Genomic DNA, 19582 nt, shown 5'->3' with positions numbered 1-19582 from the left:
GCTATTTTCACCCTGGCATGACTGCCTATTATACAGCTTTAAATTGCGTATAAATACCGATGAATTGGTTCGACAACTCTGCACTAGAACTGTTTTCGATGCACACATCTCCACTAGGAGTGACTACGCCTCGGAAATACTGCGGAATCCCATCTGGAGACACTCACGAAACTCCGATAAACAAGTACGGGAAAGGAGGCCTATATCCAACTGGAAGAGTGAAAGCTGGTATAGCGTTACCAATTGTACCTGAGGATATGGCGCCTCGAAGGTAGACTGTACCAACGAAATCTTTTCCGTACTGAATCGGATAATTCCAACTTTGATCTGGGTACTGCACCCAGCCATTTTTAAGAATTGGAGTTGCCCATGTAATCGAATCTAGATTATCCAGGGAATTCGAAGCCGCATTCCATGTCGCTCTTTCTTCTGCGGTTATATGGACAACAGTATTACTTATGTGGGACTGAAGTTCCGCCTTGGTTGCGATTCCATTCATATTTATTGCAGAGTCTTTTATTTTTCCAGTTGAAGTATCAATAACTTTGTCGACCGCTTTTTTTGTTGTATTAAAACTTGCGATTATGTCAGAAGCCTTTTTCGCTATCGACCCGAAAGTAAATGTAGGCGATTTGGATTCGTCAGAGTAATCCTCCCTACTCACCGCTCGTAGCTGAACGTTCAAATCAAAAGGCTCAATAACACACCATACATAATCACCTTTTTTAATATCAGACAGCCCCATGCTTTTAAGTTCAATTGCAGTAAACGTGAGGGATATATCCATGCTATCGTTTAGCTGCTTTTTCATAGCCGCTAGAAGACTTTCTTTATCTGTGTATCGTTCGTCTTTAACCGGATCCGCATGTTTGATGCCGTAGAATTCCGCTAACGGGCTCTTATATTCAGCGAACAAATAATTGCCCTTTTCGTCCTTCTTCCCATATCCTCGAATATATGTCGAAAAACTACTGGTATCGATCTCTTTTTGCGGATCTTTTACGTTGAACTTATATCGCAAGAATGAATCATCTCTTTGAATGCCGAATTTTTTAGCAACGTAGATTTTCTTGCCTCTATAGTCGAACTCCGCTCCGAACTTTTCGAGAATATCACGAAAAAGAGCAAGCGAATTGTTCCAACCGAAATTTTCTACCCTGACAGATATCGGCAAGTCTGTCGTATCTATTTCGAAAGTGTACCCACTTCCCGCTAATGCAAAAGAGAGCATCGCATCCAATCGAAGCGTGCCTGTCTTTTCTTCGTATATATAGTTATTCATTAAGTCGTCGAAGATACGATGGATGGCCGTTACTTCAACTCCGACGCCTTTCCGGTACGTTCGTTCTCGGTGGGTTTTGATGATATATTCTTCGTTATCAAAAATAAGTGTATTTTCATTTTTGACAAGGTTATAGCCAGACTGATTATTCTTAGTCTTGACCCCCGTAACTTTTAACGACCGCGCACCGTCACTACCGTCAGTTCGCGTTGTCACAAAGCCTGGCAACGGCTCCATTACACCTGTTGCATCTTTAACCGCTAATATTTTCAATTGATTCACCTACTTATAGAAAAAGAAGAAATCAAACGAGATTTCGAAACTTCCAGATGTACCTGAAAGTTCGATGTCATTCCACCCAGGTTTCAACGAAATGTATCCTCGATTAGTATTTCCGTAAACGCTAATACCGTTTTTCAGATGGCGCAACCCCTCGAGTTTTATCTTGTCGGTTGATTTCGTTGTTCCGTTGTATGAAACAGTTTGATCCGTTGTTATATTCTTGATCGCAAAATTTGTGGATGATCCGGAATATACGATATTCAGAGGCATCTCGTTACAAGGATCGACTGTTACGTTACCAGCGTTATAGATTCTGAATTTTTTAGTGCGATGGATATAAACAAGTTCATCCGCGGGTATAAGTCCCTGACCTATCTGCCAAATATTTTCACCGAATGTGAAAGGATCAAGTGTCGAACCGACTGAACTCGCAAACGGTATCGGAGACGTAAATTCAATTTCAAATGTACCGGTCCTTGGGTTTACGTCTTCTGGCTCGAAGGTGCTGCTCGGTTTTACCGTCCACACTTTTCCGGGCTGTCTCGAATCGATTAGTTCTATAGGTTCTTCGCACGCAAATAAAGCGTAAACCTCATCGATCACCAATTGGTAATCGAGATGGTCTACGCCCTGAATCATAAACTTCGCTTTGAGCTTTCGCTCACCGAACGTTGTTCCGGTATCAATCGTGCCGTGACGACCGTCTACTTCCTCGTAGTTAGTCCGGTGTGTTAATGATTCTTTACGAAAGCTCAAAAGCTTTAAGCCGTACTTACGGTGATCGATAGTCTCACCGTTCTTTATAATCGTCAGGTACGCCAATTATCGATCACCCCACAACAATTTATTGAATCCGATGTTCTGTGCTTGGCCTTTTTCTACACTGTCTGTAAGCGCCGTCGAGTCGACAATAACATTCGGATCCTTACGTAGAATACCTGTTAGCAACGTGTTGGTTTGGCGCAGTAATGCGTTTTGTCCCCGTAGCAAAGCAATTTCCTCCTCGTTACTTCCACCAGACGGATCCATACCGATTTCTCTTCCTGCCGCCGTCCATAATTGCTGCGCCCGCTGCCTATGGTTTTGCAACGGAATAATCGCTTCTGGACCTTCTTCCGCAATCCAGGCGAGCTGCTTTTGCGTCACAATATCGCCGATTTTATATCCTTTGTACGGACCGCCTTTCGCCATCGATCTGATGCCTGGAGTATTAAACGGGCTTCCATAGCGAGATTTGATATAACGGATAGCCGCAACCGCGTTGTGGACCGGATTCATGATGTCGCCCATGCCCGGAAGCTTATACGCATCAAACGTTGGTTTGATCGTTTGCATAAGACCCATTGACGGTGTACCACGTCTCCAGTTCGAGTCCCAACGGTTAATTGTAGACGGACCCGTACGGCCTCCGGACTCTTTCATCGCAATTGTAACGAGTGGGGCGAACCAAGAAGCTGGCGAATTCGTTTTAGCCATCGCCGCCCGAATCCATTGCTTAACGTTTCCGGACGCTTTATCGCCGCTTCCGAAAGCTCCACCAAAGTCAGCGAGTTTCTTTTTCATAAAGCTGACGGCGGAGTCTTTGACTTTACCGAAGGCACCTTTCGCAATTGTCCCGAAAGCTCCGGAAATATCCGGCAACTTCAGTCCGAGACTTTCTATCGTTTTAGCGATAAGTTTTGACGGATTGCTTACGTATTCCCACGCATCAAAAGCGAAATCCTTAACACTGTTTACGGCAGCTTTACCCGCATCAACAGCGGATTTTCCAACATCGATAGCAGAATCGAAGAAACTTTTGTTCTTCGTACCTTTCCTGAATGCGGGGATTCCAGAAGATAGTACCTCGCGTGTTTCTTTATGCGGCAAGACTTGCGTCCCCTTTGGCAGATTAAAGAGCGTGTCGGTTCCAGGGCTTAAACCTGTGAAACCGGAAGGTGTACGGAATAACTCCGGACCGCCTCCATCTCCTAAGATAGCAAGACCGCCTTTGTGCCCACCTGCTGGCGTACCTTTAGCGAACCTCGGAATTTCGAGTTTAGGGATCCGGAGTTTTTTATCCACCCCGAATGTATCGAGTAGCTTGTTAATCCCTTTTTGCGTCAAGCCATTGATAATTCCTTCAAGTCCGCCGATCATCGTATTTCCTAGAGATTTAACTCCGGATAGAGCTCTGCCGGCCATATTTTTTATTCCGTCACCAATTTCACCTGGTAGCGCCTTTGCTCCCTCGATCATGTTGTGGAACGTGTCGGCCGCAAATTTCCCGATTGATTTGAACAAACCTACTGTTCTGTCCTTCAAGAAATTCCAGGCGCTAACTGCCCCATTGACCAATCCAGAAAAGAGTGTGAGGACTACATTTACAGCTCCTCGGATTACTGCGGTGATTATGTTCCAAATACTTTTCAGAATCCCAAGTATCGCATTCCAGACCGCACTCCAATTGCCTTTTAGTAGCGCAGTGAAAAACTTAACTACGTTGATCACGATATTGAGTGCGTTTTGGATTACACTAACAACTACAGGGAACACGACTTGCACAATTTTCAGCACGAATTGGATCGCTGGGATAAGAACAGTACGAATTATAGTTGCCACTAACTGTAAAACCGTTACGGCTACCTGCATGGCAATCTGAATGATGCTTGTTACAACAGGGAAAACAGCCTGAACAACTTGCAGAATGAGTGGTAGCAAGGTTACAGCCAACTGACTCAAGATTTGAGCAACTGATGTTAACAGATTAGCGACGATAGGCACTACAGACTGAATTATCGCCAGTACTGGCGGGAAAATTGATTGAAACGCCTGTAGCAAAATTGGTAACAAGGTAGTCGCAATAGTGGTTACTACTGGAACAAGGGACTGAATCAACTGTAGCACTATTGGAAGTACAGACGATACGATTTGTAAAATCAGCGGAAGCAAAGATGTAAATGCTTGAGCTAACATTGGCAATAGTACCGATGCGACTTGCATAATAAGTTGTGCGAATTGGACTTGGAAAGATGCCCATGTCTGAATCAACTGTCCAACCAAAGTTACAACTTGCGGTAGAAACGCCGCGAAAGTCACGCCTAATTCCTGGATTACCGGCGCTATCTGAACCGCAATTTCAGAGAATGATTGACCTAACGTTGTCCACAATTCCCCAAAAGCATTTCCGAGCTCAGTAAACGTTGGTCCTAACGAACTAATGCTGGACATTATGACTTCGCCCGTTTTCGCGAATTCAGGTGCAAGCTCTGCTGCAATATCCGAAAAATACCCGATAAATTGATTTATGATTGGCTGAATCGCAACTACAACGTTACCGATCACCGACATAATCTGTGACCAGGCGTTCTGTACAGACGCTCTAAACTCTTCGTTTGTTTGATATAGTCGGAATAAAAAACCGGCTAGACTAACAAGAGAGGTGATGACAAAACCAATAGATCCGGAAACTCCGGCCATCGCCAGCCCTAACGCAGTCACGGTTGGCGCTAAAATCGATATGATTCCGCCCACGCTCGAAAACGCAGCCCTTAAATTCTGAATGAATAAATCTACTGCGGAGCCGGCTCTATCCGCTAGTCCGGAACCGAATCTATCTGCGATCGACGATCCGATGTTTGAAACGAATTCACCTATCGAATTAACCACGTTAGCAAATCGCTGTCGTACTGCCGGAACAATAACGGAGACGCCGTCAGCAAATCTCTCCCATCCGGCTACCGAAGCTTTTTGTATAAAATTAAATGTGTCGCCTACCACTGCCGCAATACTGCTGAATGCCGTAACCGTCACATTTCTAACTGACTCAAAGGCACCGTTCACAAAATTACGGAATTTCTCAGACTTTTTGTACGCGATTACAAGTGCTGCTCCTACCGCGGTTATGCCAAGAACCGTAAGGCCGATCGGACTCGTAAGTGCTCCGAATGCAACACCTAAAACCTTTATAAACTTTTCACTTTTTATCAAACCTTTTAAAAAAACCGCTTACAGTCCCGAGTCCAGATATCATTTGGCCGACACCTAGCATTAAAAAACCTAACGCTGCAACAATGCCCATAATTACAGTTGTAACCGCTAAAGAAATAGCTACGAACGATTGCATTCCTTTAGATAGACCGTTAAACCAGTCCGTCGCGCTCTGAAGCACAGAAACGAGTGCAGAGATAGCTGGGGTTAGCGCATTACCAAATGAAATTTGTGCAGTTTCTACGGCACCGGAAAGCTCTTCGATTTCACCCTTAAGGTTATTCATTTTTTCAGCAGCAACATTATCGGCCTTAATTTTATCCATTGCAGCCGCCATTTTATCGAAGCCTTTACTTCCTTCCTTACCAAGAATCAACGCGCCTCGAATAGCGTCACTACCGAAAATATTGTAAAGGGCTTCTTGTTTATCTTTTGCGGACAAACCGTCAAGCGCTTTAGAAAGCTCTCCAGATATTTCTGTCATACTCCGAATATTTCCGTTAGCATCAAAAAATTTATTGTCCATGATTCCAAGACTCCGAGTGGCTTTGTCAAAGGCCTTCTCGAACTTTTCGGTCCCTTGCTTCGCTCCTGTCGTCTTTTCAACATACTTGTTAAGTGCCTCGTATATATCGCCGATATTTTTACTCGCTGGTTTGAAGCCTTTATCAGCCATACGTTTAAAAGCTTCGGAAGTATCAAGGGTGACTAGACCAAGATCGTGCATTGTCTCGTACTGAGCCTTTGTCATAGGTACTAAACGACTTAACATCGTTTTCATTGAAGTACCTGCGTCGGACCCTTTCAGTCCATTCTGAGCGAAAAGAGCCAATGTAGTAGCCGTGTCTTTAAAAGAAAGACCCATTCCAGCCGCTACTGCGGATGTCATTTGAAGACCATACCGCATCTCTCCAACCGTTGTTGCAGAAGAGTTTGCGGCCCCTGCGAGAATATCTGCTGCCTGTGCAACGCTAATGTTATCGTCTTTAAACGCATTCAGTGCAGTCGACGCAATTTCCGCCGCATCCGCAAGCTCTAATTCTCCTGCTGTCGCAAGCGATAGCGCGCCCTTAAGTGCGCCATTCAGTATGTCCTTCGTAGATACACCGGCCTTTACGAGTTCTTCCATACCTTGCGCAGCTTCAAGCGCACTGTATTTCGTATCAGCACCGAGTTTAATGGCTAATTCCGTAAGGGCAGCGCTGTATTGGCGGGCTTCTGCCGGATTCATGACCGCCTTCACGCTCGACATCTGCTGCTCGAAGTCCATCGCTTTTTTCGTTGAAACCGCAAGACCTCCGCCTAAAGCCGCTGTCGCTACGCCGAATGACATCGCGATTTCAGATCCCGCAGATTGCATCCGACCGCCAACGTCCCGCATCCGATCTCCGACTTCGCCCATCCGGTTGCCGAGCTCGTTCCAACGGCCTGTGTTCGATTGGATCTGCCGGTTTGTTGCGGCCAGTTCGGCTTGAGTTGTTCGAAGTTGTGCCGTCGCTTGATTCATTTGAACGCGCAATTCTTGAGTCGCCTGAGCATCTTCGCCTTTTGCTCGTTTAGCTTCGAGATACAATCGGCGGATGTTTTTAAGACGCTGCTCTTGTAACGAGATCGATTGCGTAAGATGTTCCGATTTTTGTCGTAGTTGCTCGGTAGTAGAACCGAAATCCCTTATGCCGGCTGATGCAGCCTCAAATGACGAATCCAATACGCGTAACTTCGTATCGATCGTCTTAATGCTTGCGCTAATTTTAGCGCCTAATTGACTGAAGCCGCTGCTCTGCTCTCGCATTTTACGGTTAAGAAGGTCTAATTGATCCTCAGTTTTCCGAACCGCTGCAACAGTTCGATTATACTGGGCGAGGAGCTTTTCAGATTGTGCCGAATACCTTCCCGTCGTCCTTACGCTCTCTTCATATTGCCGCTTCAACTCGTTAAGTTTCGCCTTTTGCGTTTGTAAAGTCCGATTTAATATGTCGGTCTTATTACGCAATGAATCCAGGCTGTTATCGAATCGGCCAGCTCCAGCCATTGCCGCTTTGAATTCCGAGTTTAGTACCTTTAATTTTCTGTTAACGTCCTGTAGGCCGCGAGAGAAGTCAATGTTGTCTAGACCTAAACTAACGCGTATAGATCCGACTGATTCAGTCGCCAAATCTCCGATACCTCCCTTCTAAAAACCCGGTATCTGATCGATATAGCCGAGTTTTTGTTGTGTTTTTCCGCTTCCGTGAGAGCTACCACCATCACTAAAATTCATTAGTTCGCAAAACCACCCGATGTCCATTTCGTCTAGGTAATAGATATCCGAGGGTTTTTCGGAGTTGTCGAGATAGAGCTTTTTGAGATCCCTATCAAGTTGATCTAAAACATCAAGGGGTAAAATATACCCCGGTGTTAGTTTTTTACCTCACCGATTGCCTGCGCTTCAGTTTCTTTGTTCTCGCCAACTTGTTCATTTGGAACAGCTACAGTTCCAACGACTTGTTGGATTGTTTCCGTAATTGTAGGAATTAGTTTTTCAGAAGAAATCCCGTCATAAAATTGATCGATATCGAATTGTTCGTCATAAACTCGGACTACGTAACCTACCAATGCGTCCAAATCTTCAACATCCAAATCATCAAAGTTGCTCGACTTCGAAAGTTTAATAGCTTCCCGCAACATACGCCCCTTTACGAAAGGTGCTTGAAATACCTTCTCTTCACCATCAATCATTAATGTGATTTGCATAACCCACACTCCTAATTTCTTTATTTTTTTAATAAAAAGAGAGCTAAAAACTTAGCTCTCCGTTTCTATTTTCGTCTTCGTTTGTGTCACAATTTCGCTCATAGGAGACTCGCCGGACTCATTAGCAGCCGTTACGTTAATTGTGAGTTTAGTATCCGGACTCATGCCGGTTGTTACATACTTAGGTTGCGTCACGTTTTCAGCGAATTTCTTGTCTGCGCCTCTGTAAACGTTGTATGAAGTCGCCCCATCTACGGGATCCCATTCAACTGTAATAGAATCTGTCGTACTGTCGTACCGTAGATTCTGGGGCGCATCAGGGAGTAGAGGTTGTTGGTTCGTAAACTTTCTTAAACCAGTTTTCAATAACCTCTGCTTTCACGCCCTCATCTCCCGTAAATACGCTACGTTGCCAAACCTTGTCGTGATCGCGTCGTACAAATACACCAGAAATAGAGTCGGTTTGGAATTCCGGGCTATCTCCTTTAGTTGCAAAAGACTCCTCTTGCGGCTGGAATCTCCCTTTATATAGCGCGTAAAGTTTAGATTTCCCTCCAGTAGTAGCTGACTCAAAAAGCAACGCTCCGTACGGTGCGATATCCGTTTCTTTCTTCTCTAGTACACCATCGCTAAGAATAGTGTGACCGAGCAACAACGCCTGTGCAGTAGTTGATAATTGATCGATACCGATTTCAACTTCCGTTTCTCCCAACGAAGATTCAACTTCTGAAGGGCCGTCATCAGCATATAGAGTTTCGCTGTTTGTGTTCGGTGTGATACTTGCTTCGATCGCATTTCCGATTTTAACCGGAGTATCGTAAGTAACTCCGTTCTCATCTTCCGTTAGAATTTTCGCAAAGTGTATATTTTTTAAACCTACGCGTACGCCTTTTGCCATAGGTTGCTTCACTCCTCTTCCGTATTTAGTGTCGTCCCATAACGCAAGACTTTGTGAAAAAGCTCAGTTTCGGTTTCATAAAGGTCCTGTTCGTTTGAACGAAAAAAGCCAGCTCGTTTGAGCCGGCTCTTTACCTCTTTTTCCAGTTCTGAATATTTAGTTGGGTCTTTTGTGAAGATACTGATTTGTACATAGTGATTAGCGAAGGCCTCTTCATCCTCCGTTGAAAGGGCGCCTGATACGTTGTAAACATAAAAGAGAATGTAAGTATCCTCGTCACCTGAATACGTAATAAATCGAACAGGTACACCAATATCCTTCAAAGTCGCCATTACTAGACTCCGAAGACTCATGGCATCAAATTCCTCCGGTAGTAGCTGACAATCTCTTGCTGCGCATCATCCTTAGATGCAAGAAAAGACGGCTCAACGAACGGTCGAGGAGCGTGCCCTGGGTGGTTAACTTCCTTACCGTAAACAATTTGGCCGTCTGTCTGTATTTTGGCTTTTCGCAGTTTTATAAGGTGTGGACTTGTGCCGAATTCAAGAAAATGTGCTGTGAAAAAGTCTTTTTCAGGGCCGATTACTACTTCGTCTGACTTACTTTTTTCGACAGCGATCTTGTATCTTTTACTCGGGTTGTTCTCTTCCATAGTTTCGTAAATAGGCTTTGCCCCGGCATCTAACGCGCCCGATTTCAACGAATTAGCTCGATTACCCATACGCTGGATATTTCGCATCACCTCGTCAAACCCGGAAATCCGAATGCTCATTTGATTCCGACCTCCTTCGTCACTATCGTAAAGGTGACGTTCCGCTCATCGTCATTTATGATGCTCTCAATTTCGAACGTCCTACCTCCGTATGAAATGCGCAAGTCATTTCTAAGAATCAACTTCATCCGTTTTGAATATCGAATAACAAACCGCGCTGTCCTGTCCGCCTGTACTGCGCCCGCCTGGTAAAATTCGCGCCCCTGAACCGTCTTAACCGCTGACCAAACGGTCGCAACCGGTAACCATTCCTTTATTTCGAATCCCTCATCGTTTGTTGTTTCGGTAAAACGGAGAAATGTGATCCGCTTATTAAAATCTCCTGTTTTCACGTGATCACCTCAGTTGCAATACAATGCCGGCTACTTTGTTTCCGCTCATTGCGGTTGATCTGTTTTCATACGCATCTGTGACGTATATGAGGACGGCCAGTTTATATAGTTCCGATTCCTTGTCGGTTACACCGGCGTTTTCCAGATGTTTCTCTGCGGCGGAAATAAAAAAGGAGATAAGGGAATCCTCCTCATCTCCATCAATCCGCAGATATTCTTTTACCTCATCGGGAGTGATTTTCATATTTACTCACCGCCAGATGGTGTTGGTTCGACAACAGTGATCGTTACGGTATTCTTAACCGTTGTCTTAACTTTCGATTTGACAGTAATCGTAGCAGATCCGGCTGCAACCGCAGTTACCTTTCCAGAGCTCGTCACCGTTGCGACTGACGTGTTGCTCGACGTGTATGTTACGCCTTGGTCAGCTCCACTTGGCGATACTGTTGCGGTAATTTGCTGCGTCTCACCTACGTTCAATGTTTTAGACGATGGGCTGACGCTGATGCTTTCCGGATCAGGCACAGGCGTCGGTTTTGTCGTAACGGAAAGTTCGTTACTTAGCTCCGACGGATTACCCGCCATTGAGATCGCCCGTACTTGGTATTTATACGTAGTTTCCGGTTTTAAACCGCTCTCACTAAACGATGTACCGACACGGGTCCCAACGGAAACCCCGTCCCTAAAGATTTCGTATTCTTTGATTCCCCCAGCAAAGGCTACGGCATCCCAACTTAGGGATGCCGATGAGTCAGTCGAAGCTGCCTTTAGCCCTTGGGGTGCTTTAGGGAGTAGTGTCTACTTTAGCGATACGGAATGCAGATTTCAGTTTAATTTTGTGGTCGAAATACGCAGTAAGAACGAATACATTTTCGCCAGTTTTAACGTCTTTATCGCTTTCGTAAGTGATTGCTGGATCATAGTTGAAGTGAGAGTAACGGAAGTCACCGACGATAGGATCAACCGCAGCGTCACAGAATTCAACTGGTTTACCGATGATTTGTTCCGGTTGTGCACCGTAAAGAGTTGCACTTCCATTAGCCAAAGTTTCAATGATTTCGAGATAGTCTGCGTATGTCATCATTACTTTTGCGTTTTCACGGAAGTCCTCCGGAAGATCAGCAATAGCTTTTTTGATTGCTTTATATTTATCTTCCGCAGATACTTGCTTAATTCCGGCAGCGTAGAAGGACATTTCCTCTTCTCCCTGTTTCGGTGTTACTGCGAAAGAAACTTTTTTCTCTTTTGCAGCTAGGCCGGATTGTAAAGCGCGCTCAACTGTAGCGACCAGATCAGTATCAGTAGCTGCCAAAATAGTTTCGGAGATTTTTGCCATGACTTTGAATTTGCGACGTCCGAAAGTAACTACATCTCCGTCTACTTCAAGTTCTTTAGCAGTCTGCAAGTCTTGGATGAAGTCATCATCGTCAAGGGAAAAATCAACTTTAGGGATTTCGAGATTTGTTACACTCGTATACGTTGAAAGCTCACGCAACGGATTCTTTACAAAAGGTTCGTGAATAAGTTCTTCCGAAACTGTTTTAGGAAGGAGTTTTTCCCCGCCTGTTCCGTTATTATCTCCTAACGCAGCACGTACCTCAGGAGCCGGTACTTCTTTTCGCATTGTTGCACGGATTAATCCAGCTTTAGCAGAAATTTTCTTAACTTTTGGATCTTCGCTGTTAAGTCCAGCAGACGCGCCTGCTTTTGCTTTTTCAAGGCTTGCTTGAATTTTAGCTTTTTGTTCCTGCTCTAAAGCATCGTGTTGATTTTGCAGGATATCCATGCGTTCTTTAAGATCGTCTCTTTTTTGTTTTAGAGACCGTACTTCGTCGATAGAAGCGTTAGGGTCGGCTGCTTTGTTCATGATTTCTTTTTCAACCGACGCTAATTGTGTACCTACAGTGTTTAAGTTTGCCTTCAGATCAAATAGTTCCATTAAATGATTCCCCCGTTTTGAAGTTTTAGTAAATTCGTTTGTGCTTCCGCGATAAGCTGCTCACGGAACAGGCGCTCTTTTTCCGCCTGCTTTTCGTCCTCTTTCGTCTGATTAAGAAGTGATTCCGGAGTGTTCCGGTACTTCGCAAATAACTGCGTGTCTACTTTCGCAACGGCAGCGCTAGGAGCTTCGATAGAATCGCACAGCCCTAAATCGAGGCATTCTTGCGCCGACAGCCACGTTTCTGCGTCCATAAGTTCGATCAAACGATCACGATCGAGTTTTCCGCCTGCTTTTTCGAGGTAAGCTTCGATAAGACTTTCGCGAATGCGATCCATGTCGTCGGCTTGTTTGCGGAGTTCTTCCGCATTGCCTTGCGCAACAGTCCACGGATTATGAATCATCATCATCGCGTTTGCAGGCATAAAAATAGCGTCACCGGACATTGCGATGACACTTGCGATAGAGGCCGCCAGCCCGTCGACGTAGACGTTAACGTGGGCTTTGTGCCGCTTTATGATGTTGTAGATCGAATTCCCTTCGAAAACAGAGCCGCCTGGCGAATTAATATAGATATTTAGCGCAGATACTTCGCCAAGTCCGTCTAAATCCTCCTTGAAAGTTTGCGCAGTCACTTCGTCCCCCCAGAACTGGGTCGAACTGATTTCACTGTAAATGTAAATCTCGCCTGTTTTAGCGTCATTCTTCGCCGCTTTGATTTCCCAGAACTTCTTTATCGTCCTCACCTCCTTTCGAGTCCTCGTTATCATCTTCGTTAATTTCTAACGATGGAGGCGTCGGGGCATCAGCCGATGTTATTTTCTGTTGCGCAACCTGGTCGATTGGGAATAAATCTTTGCTTAAATAAAGCGTATCTCCGCCCTCTTCCGGCGGCAAATCCTCCCACGCACGCACCTCATTCGGCTTAAACCAGCCGCTCCGGATACCTTGTTGATAAAAATTACCGCGGGTCTGCATGTCCCCACGCAGTAACGCGTTCATACTGAACTTAAAATAATAACCGGACTTGCGTTCCTTTTCGGTCAGCAGCTTCCGGTTAAATTCTTTTTCGTATTGAGTTGCGATAGGCATTAGCGTGCCTTGTACATAATCGATATAAAGCTGCTCCATATTGGAGACGCTGCCTTGTGTCTCGCCAAGCATGTACAACGGAATATTAAAGGCCTGCGCGACTCTTGAACGTGTCACTTTTTCGACCTCAAACGCCTTTGTATCGATGAATTCCTTCTTTAATTCGCGTATTTTTACCCCCGGTTCCTGAATTAAGAGGCCTCCGTTGTCTTTATAGAAACTTTTAAAGTTCTCTAACATCTTTTCTTTGCGTGTATCGTCGAGCTGATTCGCCAATTCCAGAATGAACGATATCTTTGCTCCGTCCATTTGTTCGAGACTGAACAGCCGGACGTCGCGATCAAAGTCGAGAGCGTTCCGCAGAACCTTTAGCGGTGAGATTCCTCTCAACCCGTCTACCGACGTATATTTAACGTGAATCATGTCCATGTTGTGAACGAAATAATTTCCGTTGTCTCCTAAAATCTCGTACCAAAGTTCACGAGTAGTCTCTTCAATCACCGGCTGCACTCTCGAAGGATCCAAAACCTCTAATCCGACGACTTCATAGCGCATTCCGTACCGTTTTATTGCGTAAGCATTGCCATATACGGCCCGATGCGTCTCCAAAAGGCCGATAAATTGCCCGGATGTCATGTTATGATTCGGCGCGTATGTCAGAAGCTCGGAAGCCTGAGACTCAATCGGTTGATAATTTTTATACGCTTTGATCGGTAGGCTTGACATTGTGTTTGATAATCGCGACACAGCCGAGAAAACCGTTTCGTTGTCAACTAGCGCATGTTCTCCGTAATTTCCTAGAATAGTAGCACGAGGAATAAACCAGTGTGTTAGATCTCTTCTCGTTTCCGCCTTGACATCGGATGGTTTGCGAAAAAAATTCCGAACATTGCTCCAAAAGCCCAATTTCTCACCTCCTAACCGTTTAATAGATCGCTAATTGAGATAAATCCGACGCTTCCCGCCCTCAACCGGCTTCGTCATATCGAGATAAACCTGTGTATGTGCGTTCAGAAAAGCCGCAAAGCCATCGATTTTCCGGTACCTCGTTTGTTTAGTCGGCAACCAGTTACCGTTCCGATCTTCGACGAGCTTGACGTTGTTTAGATACCATGTGAAAAGCTTGTTTTCGTTGTAAACGACGTTTCCGTCAAGCAATAATTCTTTGATATGCTTTAATGGGTCACTCAGAGTAATGTACCCTTGTCGCACAACTTCCGTTTGAAATCCGTAGTTTTGAAGATCGTGAACCAATCGCATCGCATTCGCTGGGTCAAACGTGATCTTATCGATCTGATATTTACGCGACATTTCAACGAACCAGTCGTAAACGTACTCATATTCCACGTATTCGCCCGGAATAATCGTCAAATATCCGTCATCTTGCCACTCTCGGTACGGTATTTTCTCGTTATCTTTCTCGACTTTTGCCGCCGGAACCCATGAATGAGACAAAACAAAAACGCGATTATCCGGCAAAATAAATTCCAGACACGCGCTCGTAAAGTCTTCCGTTTGTGATAAGTCGAAGCCGCCGATACATCTCATGCCGCGCAGTTCTTCGATATTATGATATTTGTTATTACGTTTTATAACTTCGAAGTCTACAAAGCTTTGCTCGCCGTTATCCACGAACATATTAAACTGCTTCGTAATCCAGTCGTTTCTCTCTTGAGGGATGTCGCGATCCGACCGGTAATCCTGAACCATTGTTGGAAGCTTCATCGTTACCCCCATATTCGGGTTCGCTTTTATCCATTCAGTCGGCTGATCTATCTCCTTTTCGTCGTCTAATTCCGCAATAAAGTAGAATTTTCGGTCCTGTTCATTCGATCCTTCAAGAACATCGGAAGCAACTTCGTAATATTCAACTAATGGGCCGTCTAAAACGTACCCTGCGGTCGTAATATAAATAACCATCGGCTGTCTCCGCGCAGACCAGGAGCGCTTGATTACGTTTATCAGCTTAAATCCTTGGAACTCGTGTATCTCATCAAAAATGCCGAGGTGAGTATTAAGTCCGTCAAGCTTTTTACTATCGGATGCTCTTGGCTCAATACGACTCAAAGACTTCATATCGAATATTCCTTTTTGGTTTTCCTTCATATTTCTCCGAAGTGCTGGCGACTTCTGAACCATCGCCCGGCTTTCATCGAAAAGTTCACCAGCCTGCTGCTTCGAGTTGGCTAAAACGTAAACACGCGCCCCCGGTTCGTTATCTTTTGATATCGCAAAGTTTGCTAATCCGCTAATCATCGTCGTTTTACCGTTTTTACGGCCAATAAAAACCAGGCCCTCGCGAAATCTCCGCAACCCGGTATCGCGATGCACCCACCCGTAGAGTGAGCCGATTACGAAATGTTGCCACGGCTGAAGCGTTAGGTTGGCGTAATCACCTTTTGACGGTTTGCAAAACTTTTCAATGAACCGAATTGGCCGGTGTCCTTTTTCGATATCAAATACGTAAGGAAATTCGTCAGTACCAGCGCGCTCCAAGTCTCGCAGGTGACGTTTACACGCCAAAACATTTTTCCGACTTGCTTTAATTTCTCCCGCAACAACTTTCTCCGCGTAAAAGGTTGTAAGTAGATTTTCGGCCGGTTTTTCGCATATAAATCCGGCCATTTTTTGCGTTTTTAGCCAGTTTTCGAACCATTTTTCAAGCTCCGTAGGGCTAGAATTCGTCGTAATCGTCGTCACTTTCACCACCACCCGCGTTTAATTCTTTGCGCTGTGCCGGCGTAAGATCGAGCGATTTCAGAAGATTGTTTAACGTCGTCACCGTCTTCGTAAGCTCAATCGCTAACGGATTTTTGACGAGGTTTTCCGCGCCTGCTTTGTTCGTATGCCGCATCATTAAAGGGTTTTCGGCTACTTCCTTTTTTAGTCGGCGGTAAAACTTATGAGTGTCGACGTAAAGTTCGATCAGTTCTTCATCCGATTCTTTGTATCTGTCTCCGAGATATTCCCGGATTTTTTTCGCTGTCGGTACCGCCATTAAAACACTCCTTTCATTCGGGGAGACCCCCCTTTAATGTAAAATTTCTGGTCGCGCAACAAGCGAAGGGGGCCCGCCGGTCCCTTGTATTTTTGTTTTTTAGTCCAGAGGGGAGGGGGCTATATTTCAGGGTTAGCCTCTGTCTTTACAACTCTAATTTTTCTCTGTTTCCTCTCTGTTTTGGCACTTTTCTGTCCCTTCTCCGGATGGCGTTTGTTGTGGCAGGAATTGCAAAGGCTGACCAAATTTGATGCATCTAAAGCTAATTCAGGGTATTCTCGCAGCTCCTTTATGTGGTGTACAGTCTCTGCTTTAGTGATCGTTTTATTTGCGAGACAGTCTTGACACAGGTGATGGTCGCGCTTGAGCACTAAGGCTCGGCACTTAGCCCAGGCTGTAGACTTATAGAAAGCACGTGCTTCCGGGTCACGCTTATGTCTGTCGTAGTAGTTACTCATCGCCTTGCCCCCGCCATGAATCTCGATAGGGTTAGCGCATTGCGCCCTGGTACTATCGTTATGGATGGCTTACAGAACGGACGGCCAGCCAGTTGTATAAGTCCAAGCTCATAGTCGCGTTCTCTTCGTTGCTCTCGTAGGTATCTATAGCGCTGCTTACGTTCTCTATTCACAGGCCTTCTCTCCTACGCACAATTCCTTTGTCTCTGTTACCGGAAGCTTAGTACATGTATTGGCGTGCTTGATACGGAAATAAGTACCACCGATCTGTTTATCGTTTTTAGTCCGCCACTCGAAGTCTACCGCAATACGGCCGGTAATCTCTTCGCCCTTATATACAACGCGCGGTATCGATTGTTCATCCGTTAGTTCTATCGTTAGTAAGTTCGGTTTAGGTTTGACCTCCAACGCTATCCCTCCGTTTCCTTCCGTTTATAGCGTACTTCTAATCCTCCATCGTCATTTACCGCAAAGATAAACTCGTTAGCTCCATCGTTCATTAGTCCGGATATGACGCTTTTCGTTGCCTCCCGTTCTTCTTCCGTACTGTATCCCGGAAGCTTTACCTTAACGTAATTCTCTCGCTTCGCTGTAGTAAACGTGATAGGCGTTACATAACCGGTATAAGGCTTAATAGATACGGACGTACTACCGTACTTACTACGTATATACTCGACCGCATTAAGCGCAGCATTAATCGGATTAGCCAACGTCATCCCTCCTTTCTCATACTAAAGCGTCAATCACTCTACGGTGATTTACCAATCCGACGCGCCCACCAATACCGTTGCACTTTGTCTTTATCTTTTATATAAGTTCTTTATCGCGATAATGTATTTAATAGATTACCAATATCTGCGTATCGTATGAGCGCAGCGAATAGATCGCTATTATTTGTTTCTCTTTTACGTATTGCTCTTTTACTTCTTTCTCTTTTTACAGCCCGTCCTGTGCATACGATCGATAGTATGTCCTGCGCATATTACCGGTAGTATGTCCTAGGCATACTATGCGTCAAATCAACGTTTTCGACGCTTCGGCAAGTACACGCTAAAGTCCGGTCGCACCGTTTCGCCGAACTCATTAACGATATATCCATCGTCAGTTATGTGCGGACAGAACGACGGAAAGTACCACTTGAAACGCTTTGTCCCTTCGTAATGTCCGGTCGTCCGTATGATCCCGTTAGTCTCTAAGATCGCGGCCAGCAGATTAATCCGGTTACGATCGACGCGAAGGTGCTGCTGAATAGTTTCGTAGTTTAAGAAGCAAGCGCCGAACCTATCGTTAAGGCTTCCGTCACTGCGCGTATAGTTACCGTCGATATACGACTGCAACAGAAAGTAAAACGCCACCACATCGCGTATCTCCGGTTTACGTTTGTAATCGGCATAGACTACGTCATAAGCTTCGTTAATTAGGCGCGGAAATACCTTGCGCATAAGCTCACGGCTATATACCTCGAACCCTTGCGGACTGTCTAAGAGCGCGGCTTTGTCATTCGGCATAGGCTTGCGGTCTGGTTGGTCGCCGCTGTTAAGAGCTACAACGTTACTCATCTCCGCAATACCTCCGTTTCAGTTCCGCCATCTTGGCGTCTATCTCCGCTTTTAACCGCGCCGCCTTTCTCTCACGCAGCTCTAACGCTTTAGCACTCGTTGGTGGTTCCGATAATCTCAACGTCTTGAGCTCGTCAATAAGCCTCCGTACTCTATGATTCGTTACACTGGCAGAGTAATGATGACGGCAGAACGGGCATGTGAAGTAGGTTTCTATAATACCTTTACGGTGCGTTTTCTCTTGCGGCACAACGGCGAAAGGACCTCCGCACTTATCGCAATTAACCTGCATTTAAGTCGACCTCCGTCCCCAATGCGCTGTTATTTATTTCGGATAACTCTTCCGCGGAATAAAACGTCCGTGCTACCCCGGTCTTCGAATCGAGAATCTGATACGTATCGCGCGGAAACTCTTGCGCTAAGTAATGCGTCAATTCTTCGGTTGTGTTAAACGTTAAATGTAAGTCGTGAAGCCCGCCGCCTGGATAAAAGTCATCAAACGCGAATAAAATATACCGTTTCACTCTGCGCCCAACTCCTTCCGAATCAATCGCTCGGCCTCAACGAATGAAAGAGTGTCAGCCTCCGGAAACTCGAACACGGCTTCTAAACGATTTCCAGACTCAAATTCGACGGTAGCTTCGGCCCGCATTCCGATAGAAAACGACGTTAATAAAGAGCCATCAGCGAAAATATTATCGGCCATTAAATGCTCAATCTTATAAACGCGTACCCTCATACACCATCGCCCTCCTCTACGTAAGTAACTTCGTATGCATTATCGATAACCCACCGAAACATTGGATCGTTTACAATCGGATTATCCGCGTAGCCCGGTAGCATAAATAGCGCAACGTATTCCGGGTTTATACCGTCCAGTACGTAAGGATTACGCGATACAAATTGCGTGTACTTATAGCTCGGATAGTTCGTTTTCACCCGTTTCCATATCGTTTTGGCTTCGCTAACGGTCCTTCCTACAACGAGAGCGAGTCGCCACTCTTCTTGTTCAGGGCCGTCGGACAGAGCGAAAAAGGCTTGGCGCAATTCATCGAGCTGTTCGTCATATTCGTCGCTGGCGGTAAGTTTAACGGTTATTTTACCGCTCATCAGCGCTCCTCCTTCGAATTTCCTTTCCGACCAGATAAACGGTAGGCTCTTCGTCTAACCTATCGAATATAGACCGCAATGATCGGGTCGTCTCCCAACCGTCAGCTAACGGTTCCTCACCGAGCCGTTCAGCTAGGTCCTGAAATTCGGCCAGCGCC

At 45.4% G+C, this 19582-nt stretch carries 22 protein-coding genes and 2 pseudogenes; all 24 read right to left on the bottom strand.

What is annotated here, in order from left to right:
- Nucleotides 1–163 precede the first annotated feature (163 nt).
- Complete coding sequence (locus ACVC9U_RS00655; RefSeq protein ID WP_441390016.1) at nucleotides 164–1555, bottom strand: phage tail protein; 1392 nt, start codon at nucleotides 1553–1555, stop codon at nucleotides 164–166.
- 9 nt (nucleotides 1556–1564) lie between these two features.
- Nucleotides 1565–2386, bottom strand: a complete 822-nt coding sequence (locus ACVC9U_RS00650; RefSeq protein ID WP_069500360.1) for a phage tail family protein — start codon at nucleotides 2384–2386, stop codon at nucleotides 1565–1567.
- A complete protein-coding gene (locus ACVC9U_RS00645; RefSeq protein ID WP_441389980.1) occupies nucleotides 2387–5533 on the bottom strand; it encodes a transglycosylase SLT domain-containing protein in 3147 nt (1048 codons plus the stop codon).
- Nucleotides 5520–7688, bottom strand: coding sequence for a phage tail tape measure protein (locus tag ACVC9U_RS00640; protein WP_441389981.1), 2169 nt, complete (start codon nucleotides 7686–7688; stop codon nucleotides 5520–5522). Before ACVC9U_RS00640 ends, ACVC9U_RS00645 begins: the two co-directional genes overlap by 14 nt.
- 242 nt (nucleotides 7689–7930) lie before the next feature.
- Complete coding sequence (gpG, locus tag ACVC9U_RS00635) at nucleotides 7931–8266, bottom strand: phage tail assembly chaperone G (RefSeq protein WP_011197916.1); 336 nt, start codon at nucleotides 8264–8266, stop codon at nucleotides 7931–7933.
- A gap of 51 nt (nucleotides 8267–8317) precedes the next feature.
- Nucleotides 8318–8632, bottom strand: coding sequence for a fibronectin type III domain-containing protein (locus ACVC9U_RS00630; RefSeq protein WP_075876042.1), 315 nt, complete (start codon nucleotides 8630–8632; stop codon nucleotides 8318–8320).
- On the bottom strand, nucleotides 8583–9164 hold the full coding sequence (locus ACVC9U_RS00625) for a major tail protein (RefSeq protein WP_011197914.1): 582 nt from the start codon (nucleotides 9162–9164) through the stop codon (nucleotides 8583–8585). Before ACVC9U_RS00625 ends, ACVC9U_RS00630 begins: the two co-directional genes overlap by 50 nt.
- Before the next feature lie 8 nt (nucleotides 9165–9172).
- A complete protein-coding gene (locus tag ACVC9U_RS00620; RefSeq protein WP_225315918.1) occupies nucleotides 9173–9496 on the bottom strand; it encodes a hypothetical protein in 324 nt (107 codons plus the stop codon).
- A 17-nt stretch (nucleotides 9497–9513) separates the two neighbouring features.
- Complete coding sequence (locus tag ACVC9U_RS00615; protein ID WP_075876043.1) at nucleotides 9514–9936, bottom strand: HK97-gp10 family putative phage morphogenesis protein; 423 nt, start codon at nucleotides 9934–9936, stop codon at nucleotides 9514–9516.
- Nucleotides 9933–10268, bottom strand: coding sequence for a phage head closure protein (locus tag ACVC9U_RS00610; RefSeq protein ID WP_017474198.1), 336 nt, complete (start codon nucleotides 10266–10268; stop codon nucleotides 9933–9935). Before ACVC9U_RS00610 ends, ACVC9U_RS00615 begins: the two co-directional genes overlap by 4 nt.
- A 4-nt stretch (nucleotides 10269–10272) precedes the next feature.
- Entirely contained in the window at nucleotides 10273–10512 is a 240-nt protein-coding gene (locus tag ACVC9U_RS00605; RefSeq protein WP_017474199.1) for a head-tail connector protein, read from the bottom strand.
- A 2-nt stretch (nucleotides 10513–10514) separates the two neighbouring features.
- The gene (locus tag ACVC9U_RS00600) at nucleotides 10515–10853 is read right to left on the bottom strand and encodes an Ig-like domain-containing protein (RefSeq protein ID WP_241494788.1); all 339 of its coding nucleotides are present in this window, start codon (nucleotides 10851–10853) and stop codon (nucleotides 10515–10517) included.
- Nucleotides 10827–11039, bottom strand: a pseudogene (locus tag ACVC9U_RS00595) (fibronectin type III domain-containing protein); the annotation flags it as partial. The pseudogene ACVC9U_RS00595 and the gene ACVC9U_RS00600, both read right to left, overlap by 27 nt.
- A gap of 13 nt (nucleotides 11040–11052) precedes the next feature.
- A complete protein-coding gene (locus ACVC9U_RS00590) occupies nucleotides 11053–12207 on the bottom strand; it encodes a phage major capsid protein (protein ID WP_017474201.1) in 1155 nt (384 codons plus the stop codon).
- Nucleotides 12207–12953, bottom strand: a complete 747-nt coding sequence (locus tag ACVC9U_RS00585; RefSeq protein WP_441389982.1) for a head maturation protease, ClpP-related — start codon at nucleotides 12951–12953, stop codon at nucleotides 12207–12209. Before ACVC9U_RS00585 ends, ACVC9U_RS00590 begins: the two co-directional genes overlap by 1 nt.
- Complete coding sequence (locus ACVC9U_RS00580) at nucleotides 12907–14205, bottom strand: phage portal protein (RefSeq protein ID WP_441389983.1); 1299 nt, start codon at nucleotides 14203–14205, stop codon at nucleotides 12907–12909. Before ACVC9U_RS00580 ends, ACVC9U_RS00585 begins: the two co-directional genes overlap by 47 nt.
- An 11-nt stretch (nucleotides 14206–14216) precedes the next feature.
- Nucleotides 14217–15924: pseudogene (locus tag ACVC9U_RS00575) on the bottom strand (terminase large subunit).
- A gap of 49 nt (nucleotides 15925–15973) precedes the next feature.
- Nucleotides 15974–16297 carry a P27 family phage terminase small subunit gene (locus ACVC9U_RS00570; protein ID WP_144573543.1) on the bottom strand — a complete coding sequence of 108 codons (324 nt, stop codon included), beginning with the start codon at nucleotides 16295–16297 and terminating at the stop codon, nucleotides 15974–15976.
- A gap of 119 nt (nucleotides 16298–16416) precedes the next feature.
- The gene (locus tag ACVC9U_RS00565; RefSeq protein WP_026699326.1) at nucleotides 16417–16755 is read right to left on the bottom strand and encodes an HNH endonuclease; all 339 of its coding nucleotides are present in this window, start codon (nucleotides 16753–16755) and stop codon (nucleotides 16417–16419) included.
- A gap of 410 nt (nucleotides 16756–17165) precedes the next feature.
- Nucleotides 17166–17471, bottom strand: coding sequence for a hypothetical protein (locus ACVC9U_RS00560; protein ID WP_423122377.1), 306 nt, complete (start codon nucleotides 17469–17471; stop codon nucleotides 17166–17168).
- A 303-nt stretch (nucleotides 17472–17774) separates the two neighbouring features.
- A complete protein-coding gene (locus ACVC9U_RS00555; RefSeq protein ID WP_026699324.1) occupies nucleotides 17775–18314 on the bottom strand; it encodes a hypothetical protein in 540 nt (179 codons plus the stop codon).
- A gap of 281 nt (nucleotides 18315–18595) precedes the next feature.
- Nucleotides 18596–18838: a hypothetical protein gene (locus tag ACVC9U_RS00550; RefSeq protein WP_035333892.1), complete on the bottom strand. Its 243-nt coding sequence runs from the start codon at nucleotides 18836–18838 to the stop codon at nucleotides 18596–18598.
- Entirely contained in the window at nucleotides 18835–19053 is a 219-nt protein-coding gene (locus ACVC9U_RS00545; protein ID WP_026699322.1) for a hypothetical protein, read from the bottom strand. The genes ACVC9U_RS00550 and ACVC9U_RS00545 overlap by 4 nt, the downstream gene beginning before the upstream one ends.
- Nucleotides 19050–19424, bottom strand: a complete 375-nt coding sequence (locus ACVC9U_RS00540; RefSeq protein ID WP_017474208.1) for a hypothetical protein — start codon at nucleotides 19422–19424, stop codon at nucleotides 19050–19052. Before ACVC9U_RS00540 ends, ACVC9U_RS00545 begins: the two co-directional genes overlap by 4 nt.
- Nucleotides 19425–19582: the final 158 nt, after the last annotated feature.

The organism is Bacillus sp. GM2, assembly GCF_056155945.1.
This window is presented reverse-complemented; position numbering and strand designations above follow the sequence as displayed.